22 protein-coding genes and 1 pseudogene are annotated in these 21,413 nt (G+C 73.3%); 7 read left to right on the top strand and 16 right to left on the bottom strand.

The annotated features are described in order from the left end of the window. The first annotated feature begins 1 nt into the window (after nucleotide 1). A complete protein-coding gene (locus O7627_RS22445; protein ID WP_278095470.1) occupies nucleotides 2-1,102 on the top strand; it encodes a hypothetical protein in 1,101 nt (366 codons plus the stop codon). A 29-nt stretch (nucleotides 1,103-1,131) separates the two neighbouring features. Here O7627_RS22445 and O7627_RS22440 read toward each other — a convergent pair whose 3' ends face one another. The 11 genes from O7627_RS22440 to O7627_RS22390 form a co-directional block, all read right to left on the bottom strand. Then, on the bottom strand, nucleotides 1,132-1,668 hold the full coding sequence (locus tag O7627_RS22440) for a hypothetical protein (protein ID WP_278095469.1): 537 nt from the start codon (nucleotides 1,666-1,668) through the stop codon (nucleotides 1,132-1,134). 167 nt (nucleotides 1,669-1,835) lie between these two features. Next, the gene (locus tag O7627_RS22435) at nucleotides 1,836-2,594 is read right to left on the bottom strand and encodes a transposase family protein (RefSeq protein WP_278094068.1); all 759 of its coding nucleotides are present in this window, start codon (nucleotides 2,592-2,594) and stop codon (nucleotides 1,836-1,838) included. A gap of 224 nt (nucleotides 2,595-2,818) precedes the next feature. Further along, the gene (locus O7627_RS22430) at nucleotides 2,819-3,196 is read right to left on the bottom strand and encodes a DUF2399 domain-containing protein (protein ID WP_278098377.1); all 378 of its coding nucleotides are present in this window, start codon (nucleotides 3,194-3,196) and stop codon (nucleotides 2,819-2,821) included. A 229-nt stretch (nucleotides 3,197-3,425) separates the two neighbouring features. After that, nucleotides 3,426-3,584, bottom strand: coding sequence for a hypothetical protein (locus O7627_RS22425; RefSeq protein WP_278095468.1), 159 nt, complete (start codon nucleotides 3,582-3,584; stop codon nucleotides 3,426-3,428). Between the two features lie 27 nt (nucleotides 3,585-3,611). Beyond that, entirely contained in the window at nucleotides 3,612-3,869 is a 258-nt protein-coding gene (locus tag O7627_RS22420) for a hypothetical protein (RefSeq protein ID WP_278095467.1), read from the bottom strand. A gap of 143 nt (nucleotides 3,870-4,012) precedes the next feature. Then, nucleotides 4,013-4,759 (bottom strand): aminoglycoside phosphotransferase family protein, encoded by a 747-nt coding sequence (locus O7627_RS22415; RefSeq protein ID WP_278098376.1) that lies wholly within the window; start codon nucleotides 4,757-4,759, stop codon nucleotides 4,013-4,015. A 135-nt stretch (nucleotides 4,760-4,894) separates the two neighbouring features. Next, nucleotides 4,895-5,740, bottom strand: a complete 846-nt coding sequence (locus O7627_RS22410; RefSeq protein ID WP_278095466.1) for an AraC family transcriptional regulator — start codon at nucleotides 5,738-5,740, stop codon at nucleotides 4,895-4,897. Nucleotides 5,741-5,838: 98 nt separating this feature from the next. After that, nucleotides 5,839-7,335: a hypothetical protein gene (locus tag O7627_RS22405; protein WP_278095465.1), complete on the bottom strand. Its 1,497-nt coding sequence runs from the start codon at nucleotides 7,333-7,335 to the stop codon at nucleotides 5,839-5,841. 14 nt (nucleotides 7,336-7,349) lie between these two features. After that, nucleotides 7,350-7,898, bottom strand: coding sequence for a DUF3558 family protein (locus O7627_RS22400; RefSeq protein WP_278095464.1), 549 nt, complete (start codon nucleotides 7,896-7,898; stop codon nucleotides 7,350-7,352). A gap of 18 nt (nucleotides 7,899-7,916) precedes the next feature. Then, entirely contained in the window at nucleotides 7,917-8,444 is a 528-nt protein-coding gene (locus O7627_RS22395) for a hypothetical protein (RefSeq protein WP_278095463.1), read from the bottom strand. A gap of 29 nt (nucleotides 8,445-8,473) precedes the next feature. Further along, nucleotides 8,474-8,953, bottom strand: coding sequence for a quercetin 2,3-dioxygenase (locus tag O7627_RS22390; RefSeq protein WP_278095462.1), 480 nt, complete (start codon nucleotides 8,951-8,953; stop codon nucleotides 8,474-8,476). Between the two features lie 96 nt (nucleotides 8,954-9,049). On the opposite strand from O7627_RS22390, the gene O7627_RS22385 reads away from it, so the two are divergent. After that, on the top strand, nucleotides 9,050-9,712 hold the full coding sequence (locus tag O7627_RS22385) for a TetR/AcrR family transcriptional regulator (protein ID WP_278095461.1): 663 nt from the start codon (nucleotides 9,050-9,052) through the stop codon (nucleotides 9,710-9,712). Nucleotides 9,713-9,715: 3 nt separating this feature from the next. Here O7627_RS22385 and O7627_RS22380 read toward each other — a convergent pair whose 3' ends face one another. The 3 genes from O7627_RS22380 to O7627_RS22370 form a co-directional block, all read right to left on the bottom strand. Continuing rightward, nucleotides 9,716-10,213 carry a GNAT family N-acetyltransferase gene (locus O7627_RS22380; protein ID WP_278095460.1) on the bottom strand — a complete coding sequence of 166 codons (498 nt, stop codon included), beginning with the start codon at nucleotides 10,211-10,213 and terminating at the stop codon, nucleotides 9,716-9,718. A 154-nt stretch (nucleotides 10,214-10,367) separates the two neighbouring features. Then, on the bottom strand, nucleotides 10,368-12,941 hold the full coding sequence (locus O7627_RS22375) for a tetratricopeptide repeat protein (RefSeq protein ID WP_278095459.1): 2,574 nt from the start codon (nucleotides 12,939-12,941) through the stop codon (nucleotides 10,368-10,370). Nucleotides 12,942-13,252: 311 nt separating this feature from the next. Further along, entirely contained in the window at nucleotides 13,253-14,191 is a 939-nt protein-coding gene (locus tag O7627_RS22370; protein WP_278095458.1) for an NADP-dependent oxidoreductase, read from the bottom strand. 79 nt (nucleotides 14,192-14,270) lie between these two features. Between O7627_RS22370 and O7627_RS22365 the strand changes: the two genes are divergently transcribed. After that, entirely contained in the window at nucleotides 14,271-14,708 is a 438-nt protein-coding gene (locus O7627_RS22365) for a helix-turn-helix domain-containing protein (RefSeq protein ID WP_278095457.1), read from the top strand. A 9-nt stretch (nucleotides 14,709-14,717) separates the two neighbouring features. Next, nucleotides 14,718-15,716 (top strand): DUF72 domain-containing protein, encoded by a 999-nt coding sequence (locus O7627_RS22360; RefSeq protein WP_278095456.1) that lies wholly within the window; start codon nucleotides 14,718-14,720, stop codon nucleotides 15,714-15,716. On the opposite strand, the pseudogene O7627_RS22355 reads toward O7627_RS22360, so the two are convergent. Next, nucleotides 15,627-16,455 (bottom strand): annotated as a pseudogene (locus tag O7627_RS22355) (2-hydroxyacid dehydrogenase). The gene O7627_RS22360 and the pseudogene O7627_RS22355 overlap by 90 nt on opposite strands. A gap of 210 nt (nucleotides 16,456-16,665) precedes the next feature. On the opposite strand from O7627_RS22355, the gene O7627_RS22350 reads away from it, so the two are divergent. Together O7627_RS22350 and O7627_RS22345 are read left to right on the top strand one after the other, a co-directional pair. Continuing rightward, the gene (locus tag O7627_RS22350) at nucleotides 16,666-18,384 is read left to right on the top strand and encodes a sulfatase (RefSeq protein ID WP_278095455.1); all 1,719 of its coding nucleotides are present in this window, start codon (nucleotides 16,666-16,668) and stop codon (nucleotides 18,382-18,384) included. Between the two features lie 58 nt (nucleotides 18,385-18,442). Beyond that, nucleotides 18,443-19,249, top strand: a complete 807-nt coding sequence (locus tag O7627_RS22345) for an FkbM family methyltransferase (RefSeq protein WP_278095454.1) — start codon at nucleotides 18,443-18,445, stop codon at nucleotides 19,247-19,249. Here O7627_RS22345 and O7627_RS22340 read toward each other — a convergent pair. Further along, nucleotides 19,222-20,115 carry a CDP-alcohol phosphatidyltransferase family protein gene (locus O7627_RS22340; RefSeq protein ID WP_278095453.1) on the bottom strand — a complete coding sequence of 298 codons (894 nt, stop codon included), beginning with the start codon at nucleotides 20,113-20,115 and terminating at the stop codon, nucleotides 19,222-19,224. The two genes, O7627_RS22345 and O7627_RS22340, sit on opposite strands and share 28 nt — an antisense overlap. Before the next feature lie 203 nt (nucleotides 20,116-20,318). On the opposite strand from O7627_RS22340, the gene O7627_RS22335 reads away from it, so the two are divergent. Then, nucleotides 20,319-21,413 carry a winged helix DNA-binding domain-containing protein gene (locus tag O7627_RS22335; RefSeq protein ID WP_278095452.1) on the top strand — a complete coding sequence of 365 codons (1,095 nt, stop codon included), beginning with the start codon at nucleotides 20,319-20,321 and terminating at the stop codon, nucleotides 21,411-21,413.

The following is a 21,413-nucleotide window of genomic DNA, read 5'->3' as shown; positions in this document are numbered from 1 at the left end:
GATGCCACGTTGGGATCCGCCGGGCCAGCCCGGCCCGCCGGCGGCCGGCTCCCCGGCCTGGTCCGGCTTCCAGGAGTACGCCGCGCTCGCCCGGCACCTGCACGAGCTGCACCGCACCGGCGCCGACAGCACCGACCGGGTACGCCAGCAGCGGGCCGACGCCGACGCGGAGATCGCCGGGTTGTCGCATCACCTGGCCATGCAGCGACGCCGGCTGACCGATCTGGCCCTCAGCATCGGCGAGTCCCCACCCGGCCCGGACCCCGACCCGAACAACCTCCCACCCCCGAGCCCGACCCACCCCGGCTTCCCGACCCCGCCCCCGGGCGCCGGCCTGCCGCCCCCGCCACCGCCACCGGGCGCCGGCCTGCCGCCCCCGCCACCGCCACCGGGCGCCGGCCTGCCGCCGCCACCGCCTGAGGGCTGGGCGCCGCCGGGTGCCGGGCGTCCCGGTGGTGCCGGGTATTCGGGGGCTGACGGGCATCCGGAGTTGCCGGCCGGGCCGGCTCGGATCGCGCTGCCGGCCACACCGGTGTCGGAGGCGGGTGCCCCGGGCCCCGGGCAGCCGCCGGTGCCGCCGCCGCGTACCGCGTACGACGATCGGGCCGTGCCGGTCGGCACCAGCGTGCGGTGGGGTGAGCCGATCCGGAACGCGCCGGCCGGCGGCGCCGCGCCGGACCCCGCCCCGGCCGACCCCGGGCGCGAGATCGCGCTGGCCCGGCAGGCGATCGCGGCCGCCGACGAGGCCGCGACCCGCGCGGAGGAGCTGGCCCGACGGCCCGCGCTGCTGCCGATGTGGGCGCCGCTGGGTCGGGCGGTGGCCGTCTACGCCGGCTGTGGGGCGGCGGCGGGCGTCCTGCAGTTCGTGATCCTGTATCTCAACCGGCTGGTCGACACCGACCCGTTCGCCTACTTCGCGTGGAGCTGCGCCGGGCTGCCGGCACTGGCCTTCTTCGCCGGCTTCCTGATCCTGCGCCTGTTCGGGCAGCCCAAGGTCGGCGAGACGCCCGACCTCTACGCCCGACTGGGCTTCCTGATCTGCTTCCTGGTCGCCGTGGTGGCCCCCTGCCTCCTGACGATCGTCCCCCGGCTACTCCTCTGACGGTGGATGCGGGAGTCTTGCGCAGGTGATCATGGCTGGTCGGCGGGTTTGGTGAGGTCTTCGGCGGAGCGGAGGAAGGCGTCAAGGTCGGTGGGGGAGAGGCCCTCGTCGTGGAGCAGGCCGATCAGCAGCAGGGTCTGGGTGGCGATGGCGGCCTGGTCCATCGGCACCGGCGGGTACTCGCCGAGCGCGGCCCAGACCAGCGCCTCGGCGGTGCCCGGGTCGATGTCGCGCCCGGTGCGGTCGTAGCGTTCCCGGATCCCGGCCACCATCCGAATCACCGGCGCCCGGTCCTGGCCGGGCCGGAACCGCCGCCCGACGGCCAGCGCGAACGCGACGGCGAGCAGCGCGCCGTACCGCTGCCAGTCGGCGTCGTCGAAGCGGCGCAGCCTCAGGTCGTAGTCGTGGACCCGGCCCTTGGCCAGATCCCGTAGCGGGCGGCGTACCTGCTCATCTGATCCGTGCCGTCCATGGTGGTCGCTCCCTGCGTCGATGGTCCTCGCGAACGCCGTGCAGCACTCGTGCCGGGCGGCCGCGCCAGCCGTCCCCGGCCGGACGGCGAGCACGGCTCGATCCGCGGCCCGCGCTCCAGCCACGGTCTCCGCCGCCAGGTTCGCGCACAGCGGGTGCGCCTTTCGGAGGTTCCCCGCGTCCGGCGACCCCGCCTCGGCCGCGAAACGTCATCGCGGGCAGGGCGCCTGATCGCTCGGCTGAGGCGACCAGTGACGTGATCTCAGCAAGGATGCGGTAGGTATCGGTATTCGAAGTGTGTGAGGTGGATAGCGGCGCGGACGATATCGCCGAGGCTTCGTGGGCTGGCGGTGGTGTGACGAAGCGTCCGCCAGCGGCCGGTCAGGATTGCGAAGCCGCGTTCTCCGAGGCACCGCAGGGATCGAAGGATCGCGTTGTGGGTTCGGTTGCCGACGGCGAGGCGGTGGCTGTCGGTGGGTTGCTTGTATGGGGTGTGGATGCCCTGGCCAGCGCCTTCGTAGCCGGAGTCGGCCAGGGTCGGCAGGTCCAGGGTTGACGCGGCCCAGTAGAGCGCGCCGGTGATGTCCAGGTCCTGGGCGCAGGTCAGGTCGTGCAGGTGCGCGGGCATCGCCTCGGACGTCCAGATCGGTAGCCCGTCGGGCCGCATGATCGCTTGGATGTTCGCGCCGAAGCCACGGTGTTTCCCGGAGTACCAGGCATCGATCGTTTCGCCTTTGACACTGGTGGTGGTCTCGCCGAGCCGGTCGGTGTCGAACAGTTTCCCGTCCAGGATCACGTGCGACCAGCCGTCCGCGGCCACCCGGGCGAGGGCGTCGTGCAGGGTTGGTGTCTGCGCCGCGAGGACCCGCACGGCCTCGGCGACATACCGGTACGCGGTGGCCCGTGACACCCCGAACCCGGCCCCGAGGGTGGTCTTGTCCTCACCCTTGCGGAACCACACCAACACCAGCAGCGCCTGGTAGAAGCACGTCAACGCCCTCGTGCGGCGGCGGGTACCCACCGCCGCACGCTCGGCGCGAAGCAGACCCGCCACGTGACGCACGAGTTCCCTGGGCACGTCAAGCCTGGCAGAATAGGTGATCACGTGGAGCCCTCTCGGAGACCGATTCCGTCGCAAGAACCTGTCTACCGATGGCTCCACGTCCATATCCCAGCATGTCCGCTACGGGCGCTACGTCCGTGTCATCCCGAACCGCTCCCGAATCCTTGCTGAGATCACCTCAGTCAGTGACCGGCCAGGTCGGCGAGAAGGGTGTCGAGGACCAGTTCCTCCTCGACGCGGGCGCCGTGCCGGCGCATGAGGTCGGTCAGCTCGGCGTCCCAGCCGGCCTCGACCGGCAGGCCGGTGAGCGTTCCCGGTGTGGCGTCGGCGACCGCGGCCCGGTACGCCGCCGCGTCGTACCGCCACGGTTGCCACCGGACCCGCGACCGCAACAGGTTGGCGATCCGCAGGCCGCCCCAGTCGAAATCGCCGTGGTACGACAGCCGCGCGCCGGCTTCGGCGAGCGCCATCAGCAGCCGCAGCGCCGCCGTGCTCGGCTGACCGTTGACGCAGACCAGCGGCGGGCACGCCGGACCGAGCTGGTCGGCCGCGGCGGCCAGCTATCGTCATCGCGGCTGACAGCGCCGCGATGGCCAGGCGGCGGGATCTGAGGAGTGGAGGTATCAAGACGTGCCCCCTTCGGCAGCCGTCCTGGTGTGGGCCTCCCCGTGAAACCCGATGACGGCTGCGGATCGAAGGCAACCTAACGTGACAAGTCAGTGGGGCACTGCCCCGGGCTGACCGGCTTGCTTTGGTAACGGCCGGTTCGCAGACGGAAGTTCCAAGTCGCTATTGGAGTGATTCCGAGGCCGGCCAGAACTGGAACAGGAACGACTCCACTCCGCGCAACTCGTCGATCCCGGCGCGCGGGGTCAGCTCGGCGATACGGGACCGTCCGGCGCGGTACGCCCGCAGCTCATAACGACCGGGCGGGCCGATCCGCAGCACGTGGGTGTCGGTGGGCTGGATCTCCAGCTAGCCGCTGTCGAGCCGGACCCGGGCCGCCTTGCCGCTCTCCCAGCCGCCGGCCGGCGGGGGTGCCGTATCCCAGATCTCGACGGTAACCCGGGCGTGGTGGTCGGTGGAGCCTGCGCTGATTGCGACCACGCAGTTCGGTGTGACCGACAACCAGTCCTTTTCGGACAGCCCGTAGTCGCTTGCGTCGTCGAGGAGTACGATCATGCCCTGGGTGACGAGGGCCTCCGTCTCCAGCCGGGTCAGGCATCGGGGCATCAGTCTTCCCTCCAAGCCCTGGGAGGTAGGCGGTGAGCCGGCCCGCCACGGCTGGCGGGGCGGTGCCGGCGGACCTCCGGTCATCATGGCAGAACCCGTCCTGACGGCTGGACGCCGCCGCCCGGATGGCGTGGACCGGTGCCTCACATCCGGGATCTGAGCACGTCGACCTCGCAGCCGGGGGCGGTCGGGTCGAAGCCGTGTTCGGCCAGCCAGCGGATCGCCGTCAGGCTGCGCAGCGACCACCAGCCGCGGATCACGTCGAGGTCGACGTCGGTGCCGTAGCCGGCGAGGAGATCGCCGAGGCGCTCCTCGTGGCCGAGTGTCAGGATGGCGAGGTCGAACATGGCGTCGCCCCGGCTCGCCTCGGACCAGTCGATCACCCCGGTTACCTCGTCACTCTCGACGAAGACGTGAGTGATCTGCAGGTCGCCGTGGATGAAGACAGGTTTCCACGGCCGCAGCGCCGCCCCGGCCACCTCGCGGTTGCGGGTGACCAGGTCGTGGGGGAGAATGCCGTCCGCTACCAGCCGTTCGCACTCCCTGTCGAGGTCGGCCGCGAACTCGTCGGCGGTGCGGCCGGTCCGCGGTGGCGGCGGCGAGTCATGCAGGGTGCGTACGGCGGCACCCGCCGCTGCCCAGGCCGCCGCCGACGCGGTCGACGGCTCGCCGAGGCGGCCGAGTGCCGTCCCCGGGAGCGCGGCCAGCGCGAGCACCGACGGCCTGCGCCACAGCACCCGCGGCGTCGGGATCGGAGCCATGGCCATCGCCTCGGCCTCGACCTCGATGCGGGTCGGATCGGAGTCGATCTTCAGGAACATGTCGCCGAGGCGCAGGGTGACGCGCTCGTCATGGGCGACGACGACCTCGACCTTCTGCACCCCACCCATTGTCGGGACGACGGCCTGCGGCGCCACTGGTTTAGCCGCCTCCAACTGCCTCGGATGTACGGCGGGACACAGTTGACCGTCGGCTTCGCCCTCGCTGCGACCGGCCTGGTGGCCGCGGCGACAAACGGACCGCGCTCAGCCTGCTGACCGGGTTCGACGCGGACGGGGCCGGCTGACGTCCCGGCTCAGCCGGGCGAAGTACGCGGGGCTGACCCCGACCAGCTGCTTGAAGTGCCGGCACAGGTGCGACTGGTCGTAGAACCCGGCGGCCGTCGCCACGTCGGCCGGGGGGATTCCGGCCAGCAGCAGCCGTCGGGCGTGCTCCACCCGACGACCCGTCAGGTAACGGTGCGGCGGCAGCCCGTACTCCCGGCGGAAGGTCCGGATCAGGTGCACCGGGTGGGCCTGGAGCAGCTCGGCCGCCTGGTCGAGGCGGACCCCTTCGGTGGTGTGCTCGTCCAGCAGTTCGCGCAGCCGTCGGGCCAACCGGGGTTCCCGCCGTGGGCGCGGCTCGACGGAGCCGCCGCCGAGGTGGGTGCGGAGCCGGTCGCCGATCAGGGCCAACCGGCAGTGCGCCGCCAGCTCGTCGCCGCCCTCGGCGAGCAGGTCGTGCAGCTGGCCGACCCTGGTCCGCAGCATCGGATCGCGCAGGTCGGGTTCGTCGGCGGCCGGCCCGACGAGTGATTCGTCCAGCAGGGACCGGTCCAGGTAGAGCACCCGCTTGCGCAGGCCCTCCGGCGCGACGACCCGGCCGTCGTGTGGCAGGTGCGGGGGCAGGATCGTGGTGGTCGCCTCGCCGACGGTGTGTTCGCGGTGGTCGAGCTCGTAGTGCACCGCACCACCGTCGATGATCAGCAAGGTCCAGGCGTCGTGCGTGTGCACCGGATACTCGTGCCTGGCGTACTGGGCGTGGAAGACTTCGATGATCCCCGGCACCGGTGGCCGCCACGCCGCGACCACCGCGTCAGCCGGAAGCCGCACCCGTTCGCTCCCTGAGTCGTGCCGCCGGGAAACCCGCACGGCTGTCGAGCGCCGACGATACCGGAGCCGGGTCCGGAAGACAGCGGACCGGGGCCGGGTCAACGGGATTCCGGAGGCGTACAGAGGTCCACCTTCGGGATCACCTCCTGGTTGGACCAGAGTTTCTTCGCCGGTGGTCCGATCCGGTTCTCGGCCGGGATGGGTTCGACGCTCAGCAGACTCAGGAAGTCGTTGATCAGCTTTGCGACCGGGGCGAGAATGGTGTAGCCGATGCCGTACCTGGCCCACATCCCCAGGCCCACCCCCCGGCACTCGACGAAGTGCGAGCCCAGCGTGCCGACCGCGCCCAGGCTGGAGCCCAGCGTCGCCCCGTAGGCGGTGGTCACCTCGAAGAAGACCCCGGCCTTGAGGACGAAGGCGTTGAACCCGACGTTGAAGTTGACCGAGTGCTCGATGAGCAGACCCATCACCCCCACCGGTACGCCGGTCAGCGAGTCGATGAGGCTCTCCTTGCGCCGTACGTCCGTGGTGACCCGGGTGCCGAAGGTGCCGTCGGCGTACCCGTAGCCCAGGGAGCCGGCCAGGCTGAACTCGCCGGAGCCCTTGACCGTGCCGAGCTTCGCGCCGAACGCGGTGGTGACCTTCAGGGTCTGGCCGATGGTGAGCGACAGCGGCACGCCCAGGATGGTCCCGATCGGAAAGCTGAACTCGACCGGGACCGGGAGCACGGCCTTGATGTTCTGGCCGTCCTTGATCCCGGCCTCGAACGCCACCTTCACCCCGAAGCCGCCGCCGAGCTCCAACTCGGCCCGGTGCACCGCACCGTCCCGGATGTCGAGGTGGAAGCTGGCGCCGATCTTGGTCTGCGCGGTCAACTGGACCCGCCCGGCGAGTTTGACCCCGTCCCGGTAGTAGTAGAAGCCGAGGTCGGCGCCGTCGGCGAGGCTGGCGTTCTTGAAGAAGTTCGCGTTGACGAGCTGGACCTCGTTGCCGCGGACCGGCGGGGGCTGGACCGGCCGGGCGCCGGGTGCGTCGCGCTGCGCCAGCCGGATCGGGGCGGCCCGCCCGGGCCGTCCGGCGGCACCGGTCTCGCCGCCGCTCCCGCCAGGTTCCGGGCCGGCCGCCGCGCCCGCGGCGGGGTCCGCCCAGAACGGCTCCCCGGCCTGGTATGCGATCGGGTCGTCGAGCACGATGCCGGAACGCTCGAAGGTGCCGTCCCGGATCACCTCGGTGAGGTTGACCGGTCCGATCGTGGCCAGCAGGTCGTCGCCGTCGCGGTCCAGGTGCAGCACCCGGCCGACCGCCCGGCCGGTGACGAACATGACCTTCCCCGGGGCCAGTTCGTCGGCCCGTTCGGCGCCCGCGTCGACCCGCCAGGTCAGCCCGTCGGCGGTGACCGATCGGATCGACCGGCCACCGCCGCCGACGATGACGACATCGGGCTGGTACGTCACGTCCGGGTGCGGCTGCGGGGCCAGCCCGTACCGCATGGCCGGCTCGCTCCACGGGTCCTCGGCGGTGGTCTGCGCCGTGGACCGGCCACAGGCCGCGAGCAGGACCAGCACGCTGACGGTCGCGGCGACCAGCTTCCGCATGCGCCCGGCTCCCGTCAGATCCGGCCGGCCGCGGTGCGGGCCAGGCTCTCCAGCGGCTCCCGATGGGTGGCCGGGTCGTCCAGCCGCACCAGGCGGATGGAGAACCAGAGTCCGGACCGGCTGACGAAGACCATCGTGCCGTCGACCCAGATGTACGCCTCGTCACCGGCCCCCGAGATCGGCTGCAGGTCGTGTCCGAGCTGGCGTTCGATGTCGAGCTGCTTCTTCGCGCCGTCGCCGACGTAGACCTCGACCTGGGCGACCGGGCCGCTGGGCGGCGCGGTGTACTGGCACGCCTGGGAGGCCGGAACCGGGTCTGCCAGCGGCGTGCCGGCGAGCTGTTCCGCCTCGGCCGGCAGGACCAGGGAGCACGCGTCCACGGTCGGTCCGGCGGTCGGTTCGGCGGTCGGCTCGGCGTCGGCCGTGGTGGTCTCCTCCGCGGCGGGGGCGGCGATGGAGGCGGCGCCGGGGTCAGGGTCCTGGTCGGCTCCGCCGCAGCCGGCCGTTGCGGCCAGGGTGAGTGCGATCAGGCCGAGCACGGCGGCCCCGCGGACGTCGTACATGATGTCTTCTCCTTCGCGCTAGAGACGCTGGCGGACCAGGCCGATGAGGCGGACGATGGTCGGCCGGTCGGTCTCGTCGGTGACGCTGGTGACGACCTGGAGTTCGCAGCTGCGGTTGCCGGCCACGAACTCGGCGATGTTGCCGGGGGCGAACCGGATGCCGTCGGGGCCGGGTTCGGTGGTCCCGTAGTCGGACTCGGCGGGCAGTTCGCCGCTGGCGGCGGTGCCGGCGTCGCCGATGCTGACGGTGATGGAGTGGTAGGTCTCCGGGTTCTCCCAGACGCAGGAGCCGCCGTCGTCGCCGTCGCTGCGCCGCCCACCGTCGTTGGCGCCGATCACCGGGTCGACCTCGTCGGGGGTGAGCAGCGCGCACACGTCGACCGGCTCGGCGGGGGCGTCGGCCGCCGCGGTCGTCCCGGCGCCGGCGGCCGGTGGGTCGTCGTCGGCCGCCGGCGAACCGCAGGCCGCCGCCGTGAGGAGCAGCCCGAGGGCGGCGGCGCGGACGGCGAGCTGGCGCCACCGGGCGGGCGCGGGGGAGTCGGTCATGGGAATACCTCCTGGTGGGTTCGGGCTGGTCAGTGCGCTGGTGGCGGTCCGAGCAGCTCGATGCCGTGCCGGGCGGCGGCGTGGCCGAGCGCGGCCGGATCGATCGGCGCCGGGTCGGGCAGCCACCGGTGCAAGGCGGGGGTGCCGGCCTCGGCGGCGAACCGGTCGAAGCCGGCCGGGGTGGTGATCTGCAGCGTGCGCAGCGGCTGGTCGGGCCCGACCAGGAAGGTGTGCGGCAACCCGACCGGCAGCAGCACGAAGTCGCCCGGACCGGCGACGAACGCCTTGCCGTCGCAGCGGAACTCGGCGTCGCCGGAGAGCACGTAGAACAGCTCGTCCTCGTCCTGGTGCCGGTGCAGCGGCGGTGCGAAGCCGGGCGGGTTGACGAACTCGACCACGGTGACCGCACCGCGGGTCTGGGCGCCGGTGGCCTTGACGGTGACCAGGCTGCCGGTGAACCAGTGCGCCTCACCTTCGTCGGCCCGGAGCAGGTACGGACTCGTGGACACGGGACCCCTCGTTTCGTTGGACACCGGTCTCTTGGATAGAGCCGAGTATTTTCAATAGACACCGTCTAGTAGATAGACTGATAGTGTGGCCATGTCATGGCAGATGTCAAGGACGGAAAGCCGACCCGGACCTACCGCTCGGCCGTCCGCGAAGAGAGCGCCCGCCGCACCCGGCGGGCGATCGTCGGCGCGGCCGCCGAGCTGTTCGTGGCGCGCGGTTACGGGCGCACCTCGCTCGCCGACGTGGCGGCCGCCGCCGGGGTGGCCCGGCCGACGGTCTTCGCCGCCTTCGGCTCCAAGCCGGGCCTGCTGCGACAGGTCCTCGACGAGGCGCTGGCCGGCGACGACGAGCCCGTACCGGTGGCGCAGCGGCCCTGGTACCGGCCGGTCTGGGACGCCCGCACCCAGTCCGACCTGCTGACCGCCTACGCCGGTGTATGCACCCTGATCGGCGGCCGCGCCGCGGGGATCTTCGAGACCGTGCGCCGGGCCGCCGACGAGTCGGCCGAGGTGGCCGAGGTCTGGGAGACGCTGCTGCGCAACCGCCGCAGCGGCGCCCGGATGGTCGTCGAGCAGGCCCGGGAGCTCGGCCCGCTGCGGCAGGGCGACGACGTCGAGCGGGCGATCGACGCGGTGTGGATGTGCAACGACCCGGCCCTCTACGGGGCGCTGGTGCTGCGGTGCGGGTGGTCGGAGGAGGAGTTCCGGGAGTGGCTGACCGGCCAGCTGCGCCAGGCCGTGCTGCCCGACCCGGCCTGACCCCTACCGTTCCAGCAACAGCACGGCCCACTCGTCGCCCGGCTCGGCCGGCCGGCGGGTCAGGCCGGCCCGCTCGGCGACCCGGATCGCCGGGGCGTTGTCGGGTCGGGTCTCCACCAGCACCGGCCACCGCGGGTGTGCGACCGCCGCCACCGCGACCGCCTCCCGGGCCATCTCGGTCGCGATGCCCCGCCCCCACCACCGCGGCGCCAACCGGTAGTAGAGATTCCAGCAGTCCCGGTCCCGCCACCGTTTGGGCCGCACGCCACCGAACCCGGCGATCTCGCCGTCGTACCGGATCGTCCAGTAGCCGAGCTCCCCGCCCTCCCACACGTCGACGAAGGCGGCCAACAGGCGGGCGGAGTACGCCGGGTCCGGCGGCTGACCGGGCGGCTGCCGGCGCGACCGGAGCGCGGACTCGACGGCGACGAACGCGTCCAGGTCAGCCATTGTCACGGGCCGCAGGACCAGCCGGGAGGTACGCCACTGCACGGGCGACATGGCAGCAACCGTAGCCGGCCCACGGTGAACCGCGACCGAATTACCGAGCCGAACCGGGCCGCGACGCCCACCCGCCCCACCGCTGCGGCTGGTTACGATCAACCGCGATGGAGCTGCTGGAGCGGGCCGAGGCACTCGGCCGGCTGATCCGCGGTCACGACCCGTGCGGTCCGGCGAGGGCGGCGCGGACCTGGACGGCCTCCGGCGCGCCGAGGTCGGCGTAGTGCGCGAGCGCCCGCTCCCAGTGCCGGCGGGCCCGGTCGGGGTCGCCGGTCGCCTGGTGGGCGTGGGCCAGCCCGTCGTGGGCCCGCGCCTGCTCGTAGCGGTCGCCGACATCGGTGGCGAGGGCGAGCGCGGTACGGTGCTCGGCCCGCGCCTCGACCGGACGGCCGGAAGCGCGTAGCGCCTCGCCGAGCCCGTTGCGCGCCTCCGCCTCGCCGCCGCGGTCCCCGGTCTCCCGGAAGACCGCCAGCGCCAGCCGGTGCTGGGCGATCGCCTCCGGATGGTGGCCCAGCCGCTGGTGGACCACCCCGAGATCGGTGTACGCGTGCCCCTGGCCGTGCCGGTCACCCAGCCGCTGGCAACTGGCGAGGGCCTGTTCCAGGTGCTCGACGGCCGCCTGGTAGCTGCCCAGCCGCTGGTAGACGAAGCCGAGATTGCCCAGCGCGTACGCCTCGCCGGTCCGGTCACCGATCTCGCGGCACAGCGTCAGCGCCTGCCGCTGGTGCTCGGCCGCCTCCTCGAACCGTCCGGACAGCTCGTAGACGACACCGAGAAAGGCCACCGCCTGTGCCTCGCCGACCCGGTCGTCGATCTCCCGGAACACCTCGCGGGCCTGCTCATAGTGGGCGATGGCGTGCGGATACTCGCCCAGCCGCCGGTAGACCAGGCCGAGGTTGGCCAGCGCGCGGGCGGTCCCCTCGCGATGCCCGGCCCGCTGGGCCAGCCCGACCGCCCGCCGCAGGTGGTCCAGCGCCTGCCGGTAGTTGCCGAGGTGCCGGGTGGCGACGCCGAGGTCGGTCAGCGCCTGCGCCTCGGCGGCCAGGTCGCCGCTGTCCCGGGCGGCCCGCCGGGCGTGGCTGTGCACCGTGACGGCGTCCCCGTGGTCGCCCCGGGTCTCCAGGTAGCGGAAGAGGGTGGCGGCCAGTCCGGTCGCGTGCCGGGGCCAGCCATCGGTGGCGGCCAGCCCGGTCGCCGCGATCAGGTTGACCCGCTCGGCGTCCAGCCAGTCGCGGGCCGCCTCCGGATCGTCCACCACCGGCCCGTCGGCCGGCCGGGTGGGTCGGGGCCGGCGGTGTTGCTCGGCCGGGACCAGGGCGTCCATCGCCGCCGCCGCGGTGGCCAGGTAGTGATCCAGCAGCCGGCCCACCGCGTCCCGGCGGGCGGCCGGCCGGTCCTCGTCCTGGCTGCGGTCCATCGCGTACGCGCGAACCAGGTCGTGGAAGCCGAACCGGTCGGGGCAGGTGCGTTGCAGCAGATGCTCGTCGGCGAGCCGGCGCAGGACGTCCCGGGCCACGGCCAGGTCCACGCCCGTCAACGCGGCGGCCGCGTACGGGTCGAGGTCCTGGCCGGGATGCACCGCCAGCAGCCGGAACAGCTCCCGCCGCGCGGGCTCCAGACCCTGGTAGGACATGGTGAGCGCGAGCCCCACCTCGGTGTCCAGCCGGTGCATCCGGTGCCGCTGGTCGAGCCAGTCGGCGTGGTCGGAGCAGGTCCAGCCGGGCTTGGTGCGCATGTGGGCGGCGAGCAGGCCGAGAGCCAGCGGGAGCCGGCCGCAGCGCCGGGCCACCCGGTCGAGCGCCTCCGGGTCCTCGCCGAGCGGCACCTCGGGCACCGCCCTGCTGAGGAAATCGGTCGCCTCCCGGTGGGTGAACACGTCCAGCCGCAGGTGCAGGGTGGGGCGCAGGCCGGTCAGCCGGCGCCGGCTGGTGACCAGGGTGAGGCTGCCGGGCAGGCCGGGCAGCAGCGGCCGCACCTGTTCCTCGTCGGCGGCGTTGTCGAGCACGATCAGCACCCGGCGGCCGGTGAGCTGGCGACGCAACGCCGACCGACGGTCCGGCAGCGCATGCGGGATCCGCTGCCCCGGCACGTCGAGCAGGCGCAGGAAGCTGTCCAGCACGGCGCCCGGGTCGGCCGGTGGCTGGCCGGGGTCGGGATGGAAGCCCCGCAGGTTGACGAAGAGCACCCGGTCGACGGCGCGTTCCCCGGCGAGTCGGTGCGCGGCGTGCACCGCGAACCCGGTCTTGCCGACCCCGGCCATCCCTTCGATCACCACCACCTGGGCCCGGTCGTCGCCGGTCGGTCCGATCCTCAGCAGCCGGTCCAGTTCGGCGGCGCGACCGGTGAATCCGTCGATGTCGGCGGGCAGCCGGTCATGGGCGCGGACCTGGACCGCGGCGCGGCTCTCGGCGAGCACGATGCGCAGCACCTGGCGCCACTGCGCGACGTAGCCGGCATCGGGCTGCAGCGCCTGCACCACGGCGACGACCAGGTCGGTGTTGACCCGGCGGCGGCCGACCTTGAAGCAGTCCGCCACGGTGTTCTTGCGCACCAGTTCGGCGGCCGGGCGGGCCGGTTCCGCGTTGATTCGATCCTTGATCGTCTCGTACGACGGGTCGCCGGCCCAGATCTTGAGCAGCCGGAGCCGCTCGATCAACTCGTCGAGGTTGCGTGCCTGGCTCGGATCGGGCAGCTCCGTCAGGGGCCGGGCCGGTTCGGTCTGCGTCACAGTCCGGCTCCGTAGCGTACCCGGAATGGCGTTCGGCGTCCGGGATCGTCCGGGAATGCCGCCGCGACCCCACCGGCTCCGGCAGAGTATGGGTGGCGGCCCCTGGCGGCACGGGGGGTCAGGGGCCCCACTCCGACGGTAGAACACATCCTGACGGTCGGGCGCATCGTGGCGGTCGGGCGCATCGTGGCGGTCGAGCGCGTCGTGGCGGTCGAGCGCAGCCCGACGGTCCAGCGCAGCCTCATCCGGTCTCCTCGGTCGCCCCGAGGAGCAAGTTTAGAAGCCGTCGGGTCCGGGCGCCCGGCGCAGGGTCAGCCGGGCAACAGGACGAGTCGGCCGGGCAGCCGGCCCGCGGCGAGCCGGTCGTGCGCCTCGGCCACCCGCGCCAGCGGCAGCGTCCCGGCGAGCCGCAGGGTCAGCCGGCCCGCGTCGACGCCGGCGGCGAGTTCGGCCAGCCGGGCGCCGTCGGCGTACACCTCCTGGACGAGGACCCGGGTGGCCCGCAGCGGTGGCGGCGCGAACGGTGCGACGAGCGCGACGAAGGTGCCGCCGCCGCGCAGCGCCTCGTGGGCGGCGACGCCGACGACGGCAGCGTCGACCACGGCGTCCACCCCGCCCGGGACGATCCGCCGAACCGCCGTGCCGAGCCGGTCGGTGCGGGCGACGAACTCGTCGGCGCCGAGCCCGCGGACGTAGGGCTCGTCGGCCGCGTCGGCGACCGCGACGGTACGGATGCCGCGCGGCGCGGCCAGTTGGAGCAGCAGGCCGCCGACGCCGCCGGCCGCGCCGGTGACCAGCAGGGTCTCGCCGGCGCGCAGTCCGGTCAGGGTCAGCGACCGGTCGGCGGTGAGCCCGATCAGCGGCAGGGCGGCCGCCAGCTCCACCGGAACGCTGGCCGGCGCGGGTGCTACCGCACCGGCGTCGAGGACCACCTGTTCGGCCTGCGCGCCGCCGGCGGAGAGCACGTCGCGCAGCCCGATCACCCGGTCGCCGACCCGGTGGCGGGTCACCCCGGCGCCGACGGCGTCCACCTGCCCGGCCACGTCCCAGCCGAGAGCCACCTCGGGTAGGCCGCGCGGCAGCAGACCGGCCTCGGTGAGCGCTCCGCTGCGGGTGGAGAGGTCGATCCGGTTCACGGCCGCCGCGGCGACCCGGATCCGGAGCTGGCCGGGACCGGGTTCGGGACTGGGCAGGTCGGCGATTTCCAATACCTCGGGGCCGCCGAAGCGGCGGACGATGACAGCTCGCATGATCCGAACGCTAGGGGCGTTACTCTCCATTGGTAAGAAGGCACCTCCAGGTGCGTAGCGAACCCCGGAGGCACGACCGATGGTCACCCTGCCCGCCGCCGCCCGCCGCGAGCGGGACCGCCAGCGGTACAACGCCAACCTGGCCGGCTGCCCCGGCCACGAACTTCTCGCCACCCTCAGCGACAAGTGGGTGACGCTGGTGTTGAGCGCGCTCGCCGACGGGCCGCGGCGGTACAGCGAGCTGTCCCGCACCATCAGCGGGGCCAGCCAGAAGATGCTCACCCAGACGCTGCGCAAACTCGAACGCGACGGGTTGCTGACCCGCGCGGTGACGCCGTCGGTGCCGGTCCGGGTCGACTATCGGCTCACCCCGCTCGGCGAGAGCCTGCTGCCGGTGCAGCGGGCCATCAAGGACTGGGCGGAGACCCACATCGAGCAGGTGCACGCCGCCCGGGCCAGCTACGACGGGACCAGGGCGGTCGAATCCGAGGTTTCGACGGGTGTCCGATCTGGATAAACCGGAGGTATGGGCGAGATCCGGGTGGGCACGTCGTCGTGGGCGGACCGGTCGTTGGTGGACTCGGGGTGGTACCCGCGGGAGTTCAACACCCCGGCCGGCCGGCTGGCCTACTACGCCGGCTGGTTCGACCTGGTCGAGGTGGACACCAGCTACTACGCGCTGCCGGCGGTGGAGACCGCCGCCGCCTGGGCCGACCGGACGCCGCCCGACTTCACCTTCAACGTGAAGGCGTTCGGCCTGTTCACCGGCCACCCCACCCCGGTCTCCGCGCTGCCGAGGGACCTGCGGCCGACCGGCCGGCACGACCGGGTGCGGCGTCGGGACCTGGCCGCTTCGGCGTACGACGAGCTGTGGGCCAGGTTCCACGCGGTGCTCGATCCGCTGGCCGGGGCCGGCAAGCTCGGCGTGGTGCTGCTGCAGTTCCCGCCGTGGCTGGTCGACGGCGAGGCGGCCCGGCGGCGGATCGCCGAAACGGCCGAGCGGTGCCGGCCGGCCCGGGTGGCCGTGGAGTTCCGGCACGGCTCCTGGCTGCACGGTGCGGCGGCCGACCGGACCCGTGAGTTCCTGGCCGGCAACGACATCTCCCTGGTCGGGGTGGACATGCCGCAGGGCCACCCGGAGTCGGTGCCGCCGCTGCTGGCGGTCACCGCCGAGCCGGCGGTGGTGCGGCTGCACGGCCACAGCCCGGCCTGGGACAGCGGCGACAAGCGGGAGAAGTTCCGGTACGCGTACGGCGAGGAGGAGCTGGTCGGGTGGGCGCGCCGGCTGCGCGGGTACGCCCGGCGGGCCGGCACCCTCCACGTCCTGCTGAACAACTGCTGCGCCGGCCAGGCCCAACGGGACGCGGCCCGGCTCGCCGACCTGCTCGGCGTCGGCGCCGGTCGGCCCGCCCGCGGCCCCGCCGTCGGTGCCGCGTCAGCCCGGGGCGGTGACCGGGTGCGCGGCGCCCTCGCCGCGGGCGAACGCGGAGAGGTTGGCGATCGTCGTTTCCGCGATGTTGTGTAGCGCCTCCTCGGTGAAGAACGCCTGGTGCCCGGTGATCAGCACGTTCGGGAAGGTGGTCAGGCCCGTCGCGGAGCTGCCCGATGCGCTTCTCGTCGATCAGGTGGAAGGTGTCGGCGGTCAGCGGGCAGTGCAGCGTGACGATGTGCGACTCGGCCAGCAGCGTCTCCAGCGGCACGTACTCGGCGCCGGCCCGGACCGCCTCCGCCGACGGGTACGGGTCGGTGGCCAGCACCCGGCAGCCGAACCCGGCCATGATCCGGATCAGACAGACACCGATCTTGCCGGTGCCGACCACCCCGACCGTCTTGCCGTACAGGTCGAAGCCGAGCAGCCCGGTCAACGCGAAGTTGTGTTCGCGTACCCGGTTGTAGGCGCGGTGGATCCGCCGGTTGAGCGCCAGGATGAGCCCGACGCAGTGTTCCGCGACGGCGTGCGGAGAATAGCCCGGCACCCGGGCCACGGTGATCTGCAACCGGGCCGCGGTGGCCAGGTCGACGTGGTTGAACCCGGCCGAGCGCAGCGCCACCAGCCGGACACCGGTGGCGGCGAGCGCGGTGAGCACCTCGGCGCCGAGGTCGTCGTTGACGAAGGCGCTGACCGCCGGGCAGCCGGCCGCCAGCGGCACGGTCGCCGGGGTCAGCCGGGGCTCCAGAAACACCAGGTCGTGCCCGGCCCCGTCGTTCGCGGCCCGAAGAAACCGCTCGTCGTACGGTTTGGGGCTGAACACGGCGACCCGCATCGCTCCACCTCCGTCGCCGACGCTAACCGGACGGCCGACCCACCGGCAGGGCATTAGGTCCCGCCCGTCGCCCTGTCGTGGGAATGAACCGGGCGGGCTCCGCGCGCGTGTGGATGATCGGGATACGGTGGCACGACCACCCGTCCGGTCCGCGCGCGACCGTCGACAACCCGTCCAGTTGCCACGAGCCAGATGGAAGGTCCCCGCGTAGTGTCGCTGCCAGCACTCCTTCGTCGGTCACCCACGCGTCCGGACGCTCCGGAGCGGCCCGACGAGGGGCCTGCCGAGGGGTCCGCCAGCCGCGGCGACCGGCGCGACCGCGGCCGGATCCGCCGGGTGCTGGCCGCCGGGCTGACCGGGGCCGCCCTGCTGCTGGTGCTGGTCGCGCTTGTCGCGCCGAACGAGCTCGGTCGGCTCACTCCCGGCGCGTTCGTCCGCGTTCCGCTGGAAGGGCTGCTCGGTGCCGCCCTGCTGCTCGCCCTGCCGGCCCGGGCCAGGCGGGTGGTGGCCGTACCGGTGGGGTTGGTCCTCGGTCTGCTGGTCGTCCTGAAGGTCCTTGACATGGGTTTCTTCATGGTCTTCGCCCGGCCGTTCGACCCGATCTTCGACTGGACGTTCCTGACCGCCGGGGTGGACTTCCTCACCGAGTCGGTCGGGCGGGCCGGTGCGGTCGGCACCGCGATCGGGGCGGTGGCGCTGGCCGTCGCCGTACTCGTCGCCATGGTGCTGTCGGTCCGCCGGCTGACCAGCGTGGCGGGCGATCACGAGACGGCGGCGAGCCGGACCGTCGCGGTGCTCACGGTGCTCTGGGTCCTCGGCGCGGCGTCGGGCGCGCAGATCGTCCCCGGGCTGCCGGTCGCCGCGGACAGCGCGGCCACCCTCGCCTACGACCGGACGCTGCAGGTACGCGACGGCCTGCGCAACCAGGAGGCGTTCGCGGCCGGAGTGCGGATCGACGACTTCGACCAGGCCACCGGGGAGCAGCTGCTGACCGGGCTGCGCGGCAAGGACGTGCTCTTCTCCTTCGTGGAGAGCTACGGCCGGGTCGCGGTCGAGCATCCGCAGATCGCGCCCCGGATCGACGCCCTGCTCGACGACGGCACCCGCCGGCTGCGAGCCGCCGGGTACGACTCCCGCAGCGCCTTCCTCACCTCGCCGACGGCCGGCGGTGGGAGCTGGCTGGCCCACGCGACGCTGCTCTCCGGCATGTGGACCGACAACCAGTTCCTCTACAACGACCTGGTCACCAGCGACCGGCTGACCCTCAACGGGGCGTTCCAGCGGGCCGGCTGGCGGACCGTCATCGTGATGCCGGCCCTGACCAAGGCGTGGCCGGAGGGCGAGTTCTTCGACTCCGACCAGATCTACGGTCCCGAGCACCTGGGTTACCGGGGTCCGAAGTTCGGCTTCGCCCCGATGCCCGACCAGTACACCCTGGCGGCGTTCGAGCGCCTGGAGCGGTCCCGGGCCGACCGCGGGCCGGTGATGGCCGAGATCGCCCTGGTCTCCAGCCACGCGCCGTGGACCCCCACCGCGGAGCTGGTCGACTGGAACGCCATCGGCGACGGCTCGATCTTCGGCCCGATGGCCAAGGACGACAGGTCGAAGGACGCCTCCTGGAAGAAGCCGGCCCAGGTACGCGGCGGCTACCAGCGGGCCATCGAGAACTCGCTGGCGAGCCTGATCTCCTACGTCGAGACCTACGGTGACGAGGATCTCGTCCTGGTCTTCGTCGGTGACCACCAGCCGGCGCCGGCCATCACCGGCGAGGGCGCCGATCGGGACGTGCCGATCACCATCGTCGCGCGCGACCCGGACGTGCTGGACCGGATCTCCGGCTGGGGCTGGCAGGAGGGCCTCAATCCCGATCCGCAGGCTCCGGTCTGGCGGATGGACACCTTCCGCGACATGTTCCTGCGTGCCTTCTGACCAGCGCCGACCGGGCCGATGCCGGCGGATCCGGCGCCCGCCGGTCTAGGGTTTCGACATGCGCCCAGACGCCGCGGTGATCGAATCGCTCAAGTCCGACCCGGCCACCGCCGGGCTCCGGCGCTCGCTGGAGTTCTACTACGGCGACCCGGAACAGGAAGCGGCGATGGACGCCTTCTACGCCCGGTTCGTCTCGGCCGGCGACCTCGTCTTCGACGTCGGCTCCCACGTGGGCGACCGGATCGGCAGCTTCCGCCGGCTCGGGGCCCGGGTGGTGGCGGTGGAACCGCAGCCGGCCTGCGCGCGCGCCATCCGCGCCATCTACGGCGGGGACGACCAGGTCACGCTGGTGGAGGCGGTCTGCGGTGCGGAGCCCGGCAGCGCCCGGTTGCGGGTCAACTCCGCCAACCCCACCGTCTCCACCGCCTCGCCGGAGTTCGTCCGGGCGGCGCGGGACGCGAACGGGTGGCGCGACCAGGTCTGGGACGCCGAGATCGAGGTCCCGGCGGTGACCCTGGACCGGCTGGTGGCCGAGTACGGCGAACCCGTCTTCGCGAAGATCGACGTCGAGGGCTTCGAGGACGCCGTGCTGGCCGGTCTGAGCCGTCCGCTGACCGCGCTGTCGTTCGAGTTCACCACCATCGCGCGCGAGGTCGCCGGGCGCTGCCTTGAGCGCCTGACCGAGCTCGGCTTCGCCGGCTTCGACGTCGCCCTGGGGGAGAGCATGACGCTGACCTTCCAGCGGTGGATCCCCGGCGACCAGATGCGGACGCATCTCCTGGCGCTGCCGCACCAGGCCAACGCCGGCGATGTGTACGCCGTGTCGGCGTTCGACGGTCAGCGTTCGGAGAGCACCACCGGGTAGTCCGTCGCTTGCAGCCCCGCGGCAACCGGCTCCGGGTCGAGGTCGAGCGTGGGTGCCGACCGGAAGCGGTGTACCGGGGCCGTGGCCCGCACGTCCGGCGGCACCGCAGCGCCGTCCCCGGCGGTGCCCAGGGTGCCGGCGGCGTCGGCGGTCGTTGCCGCCTGCCGCCACGACCAGCGGATGTCGGTGCCGAACGACCAGACCAGCAGCGCCAGCGCGGCGCCGACGGCCAGCGTCGCCTGCCAGCGCGGCAGCACCCCGGCGGTGGCCACGACAAGCACGACACCCTGCAGTGCGGCGACCACCTTTCGCGACATCCGGGGCGGCAGGGGCGCGGTCAGCCAGGGGAAGACCCAGGTCAGGACGACGAAGACGTACCGGAACGCGCCGATCGCCAGCACCCACCAGCCCAACGACATGGCGACGTAGACACTCAGCACGAGCACCAGCACCGAGTCGGCCTCCATGTCGAACCGCGCACCCAACCGCGACGTGCAGGCCCGGCGGCGGGCGACCTGACCGTCGACCGCGTCGAGCAGCAGCGCCACCGCGGCCAGCGCGGTCAGCGCCGCCACCGGCGGCGGCGCCCAGATCGAGTCGGCCACCAGGGCCGTCACCCCGCCGGCCAGCGTCAGCCGGGCCAGGGTGACCGTGTTTGCCGGCCCCCAGCCGTGCACGTCGGGTTGGCGCAGCGCCCGGGAGAGCAGGACGTAGCTACTCAGGGCGTACCCGGCGCCGGCGAGCCAGCCCGCGGTGCCGAGACTGACGGTCACCGCCAGTGACGCCAGCACGACGAGTTGGGCGGCCAGGCCCACCGTCGGCGGGTGGACCCCGAGGGCTGAACCGCTGCGAGCGCTTACCGTCACCATTCCTCCGTCACCAGGGCCTCTGTTCCGCGGCCGGCCGATCTTCGCCGCATCTCATGCATACGTGGATACCCCGCGGAAGGTTCAGCCGCAGTGGCAGGTTCGCCGCGCCGCCCGGGCCGTTGTCGACGCTACGCGACGTATCCACTGCTCACCACCGGGACGGCGATTGGCGAGTCGGACCCCACACCTATGGTGGGGGAATGGTCGACGCTCATCAGGTGCGCAGTTTCCGGATCCGAGCCCAGCAGCTCGACCGGGACCGGGGCGGCCTGGGGGACACCTCCGTTCTCGATCTCGGGGTGCAGCAGACCGGGCCGGACGGGGCCGGCTGGGCACTCGCCGTGCGCGGCGTCGACGTGGCGACCCTGCCGGCCGAGGAGCTGATCCTGCTCTGGACCATCCGCGGCGCTCCGCATCTGTACCGGCGGGCCGACCTGCCGGAGGTGGCCGCCGCGGTGGAGCCGTTCTCGGACGCCGACGCGGGCCGGCGCATCTTCGACGCCGCCAAACCGCTGCGGGCCGCCGGGATCGACAACCTGGCCGCCCTGGACGAGGTGGCCGCCCACCTGCGGGCCATCGTCACCGGACCGATGGTCAAGGGTGATGCCTCGGGCCGGTTGGCCACTGTGCTGCCCGAGCCGTACCTGCGGTTCTGCCGGGCGTGCGACGCGACGCACGTCTACGAGCAGCCGTTCCGGCTGGCCGCGCTCCGGGCCGGTCTGGAGTTGGAGATCGACACGTCGCCGCCGGTGCTGCGGCCGATCCCCGGGTTCCGGACGGCGGCCGCGGCGGGCGACCGGTTCGACCTCATCCGCGGCTACCTGCGGCTGCTCGGCCCGGCCAACCCCAAACACGTGGCCGAGTTCCTCGACGCGCCGGTGAAGGAGGTGCGGGCCCGCTGGCCCGAGGACGCCGTCGAGGTGGTGGTCGACGGCGAGCCGCGGTCGATCCTGGCCGCCGACGAGCCGGCGCTGGGGTCAGCGCCGGCCGCCGGCGTCCGGCTGCTCGGCCCGTACGACCTCTTCCTGCAGGCCAGGGACCGGACCACCCTGACCGCCGACGCCGGCCAGGCCAAGCAGCTGTGGCCGGTGCTGGGCCGGCCCGGCGCGGTGCTGGCCGGCGGTGACCTGGTCGGCACCTGGCGGCCCCGCACCTCCGGGCGGAGGTTGCGGGTCGCCGTACAGCCCTGGCGGAAGCTCCCCGCCGCCACCCGGTCGGCCGTCGCCGAGCAGGCCGAGCGGCTCGCCGGATACCGCTCGGCCACCCTCGCCGGCGTCGACTTCGACGACGACTGA

Origin of the sequence: Solwaraspora sp. WMMD1047 (genome assembly GCF_029626155.1) — a bacterium.
Lineage (GTDB): Bacteria > Actinomycetota > Actinomycetes > Mycobacteriales > Micromonosporaceae > WMMD1047.
This window is presented reverse-complemented; position numbering and strand designations above follow the sequence as displayed.

What these genes read in the sequence shown, in the direction of transcription:
- O7627_RS22445 (WP_278095470.1), top strand. Translation starts at nt 2, where the DNA reads ATGCCACGTTGGGATCCGCCGGGCCAGCCCGGCCCGCCGGCGGCCGGC.
- O7627_RS22420 (WP_278095467.1), bottom strand. Translation starts at nt 3,869, where the DNA reads ATGCCCCGATGCCTGACCCGGCTGGAGACGGAGGCCCTCGTCACCCAG.
- O7627_RS22415 (WP_278098376.1), bottom strand. Translation starts at nt 4,759, where the DNA reads ATGGGTGGGGTGCAGAAGGTCGAGGTCGTCGTCGCCCATGACGAGCGC.
- O7627_RS22405 (WP_278095465.1), bottom strand. Translation starts at nt 7,335, where the DNA reads ATGCGGAAGCTGGTCGCCGCGACCGTCAGCGTGCTGGTCCTGCTCGCG.
- O7627_RS22400 (WP_278095464.1), bottom strand. Translation starts at nt 7,898, where the DNA reads ATGTACGACGTCCGCGGGGCCGCCGTGCTCGGCCTGATCGCACTCACC.
- O7627_RS22395 (WP_278095463.1), bottom strand. Translation starts at nt 8,444, where the DNA reads ATGACCGACTCCCCCGCGCCCGCCCGGTGGCGCCAGCTCGCCGTCCGC.
- O7627_RS22385 (WP_278095461.1), top strand. Translation starts at nt 9,050, where the DNA reads ATGGCAGATGTCAAGGACGGAAAGCCGACCCGGACCTACCGCTCGGCC.
- O7627_RS22380 (WP_278095460.1), bottom strand. Translation starts at nt 10,213, where the DNA reads ATGTCGCCCGTGCAGTGGCGTACCTCCCGGCTGGTCCTGCGGCCCGTG.
- O7627_RS22370 (WP_278095458.1), bottom strand. Translation starts at nt 14,191, where the DNA reads ATGCGAGCTGTCATCGTCCGCCGCTTCGGCGGCCCCGAGGTATTGGAA.
- O7627_RS22365 (WP_278095457.1), top strand. Translation starts at nt 14,271, where the DNA reads ATGGTCACCCTGCCCGCCGCCGCCCGCCGCGAGCGGGACCGCCAGCGG.
- O7627_RS22360 (WP_278095456.1), top strand. Translation starts at nt 14,718, where the DNA reads ATGGGCGAGATCCGGGTGGGCACGTCGTCGTGGGCGGACCGGTCGTTG.
- O7627_RS22345 (WP_278095454.1), top strand. Translation starts at nt 18,443, where the DNA reads ATGCGCCCAGACGCCGCGGTGATCGAATCGCTCAAGTCCGACCCGGCC.
- O7627_RS22335 (WP_278095452.1), top strand. Translation starts at nt 20,319, where the DNA reads ATGGTCGACGCTCATCAGGTGCGCAGTTTCCGGATCCGAGCCCAGCAG.